The following is a 1,497-nucleotide window of genomic DNA, read 5'->3' on the forward strand; positions in this document are numbered from 1 at the left end:
CTGCCCCACTTGTACTGTCGTGATGGAAGCCTGCGCTGGTTCCCATTTCGTCGCCCGCGAACTGGCTACCATGGGACATGTAACCAAACTGATATCCCCGCAGTTTGTTCGGCCTTTTGTTAAAAGTAACAAAAATGATTTCGTTGACGCCGAGGCGATCTGCGAAGCCGCCTCACGCCCTTCGATGCGATTTGTCTCGCCTAAAACCGAGGCCCAGCAAACGCTCTCAGTACTGCATCGCATGCGTGAGTCGCTGGTGCGTGACCGCACCAAAACAATCAATCAACTCCATGGCTTCCTGCTGGAGTTTGGCATCAGCCTGCCTCTGGGGCGGACGGTCATAAAACGTCTGCCTAGCGTTCTGGCCGAGCATGAGTTGCCGATACGGCTCAGCACATTGTTGCAGCAGTTGCACGCACACTTCGGCTATCTGGATGAGCAAATCACGCAGCTGGATAAAGAGATGGCTGGCCAACTGGCTGACGATGATCTGGGCAGTCGTTTGCTGAGTATGCCCGGCGTCGGCCCGATCACCGCCAGCCTGCTGGCTGTCGAAATGGGAGACGGCAAGCAATTCGGATGCAGTCGTGACTTCGCCGCATCCATAGGGCTGGTTCCCAGACAGTACAGCACGGGTGGCAGGTCTAACTTGAAGGGGATCAGCAAGCGAGAAGACAAGAGCCTCAGATGTCTGTTGGTACAGTGCGCCAGGGTTTATATGCAAAGGCTCGATAGCCAAAAAGGGGCACTGGCTGATTGGGTGCGCTCATTGCTTCAGCGACGACACTCCAATGTCGTGGCGTGCGCTCTGGCCAATAAGCTGGCGCGCATTGCCTGGGCAATATCTGCTCACCATACAGTGTTTGAAGCAGGGCCAGACGCCATGGCGGCCTGACCCTACTGTTGTTGCAGTACCACGAGGCACCTTCAGGTTTTGCGATAGCTGAAAAATGGATGACGTGAACGGCACACCGGCCTGGCGAAGAACCTGACTTATGAAACGGCTTTAGAGGCCGCTCCGGTTTTCAGGATCGCCAGGCGCGACTCTCATCATGGCGCGGGGCATGCCTCATACAGACGCCGGATAGATTTAAGCAAGCCAACCACTTCGCCCGTTAACCAGCATTGCAAAAATGGGGGTGACCATAGATTTCATTAGACCACTACAGAGAGACCATGAGGAAGTCTGCCCGCTTTCGCGTGAGATGATATTTTCACCCCTATCCACCCGATTACAGGGTGGCATTTGCTTTTTCCTCAATCCTCTACCCACACCTCCATCAGCGTTCCTTGCAGTTCGCTTGCCCGATGTTCTTGGCAGAAATATGGGCTTACCGTGTTCCACACCAGTTACATGAATAACGTAGACCCTGGGCGGTCTCAAGGAGCAAGTGCAACACCTGAGGTAAGGTGTTGCGATGAAAAAGACCTACAGCCACTTGAATACCGAAGAGCGAGTGACACTGATGCTCATGCGCCGGCAAGGTGACAGCCTGA

General features: G+C 54.5%; 1 protein-coding gene. It reads left to right on the top strand.

What is annotated here, in order from left to right; all coding sequences use genetic code 11:
- Positions 1 to 895, top strand: an 895-nt coding sequence (locus GIW04_RS30640) for an IS110 family transposase (RefSeq protein ID WP_236479603.1), incomplete at its 5' end; no start/stop codon positions are given.
- Between the last annotated feature and the right edge of the window lie 602 nt (positions 896 to 1,497).

The sequence above is a fragment of the Pseudomonas sp. PA-4-8C genome (genome assembly GCF_021606625.1).
Classification (GTDB): domain Bacteria; phylum Pseudomonadota; class Gammaproteobacteria; order Pseudomonadales; family Pseudomonadaceae; genus Aquipseudomonas; species Aquipseudomonas lactis.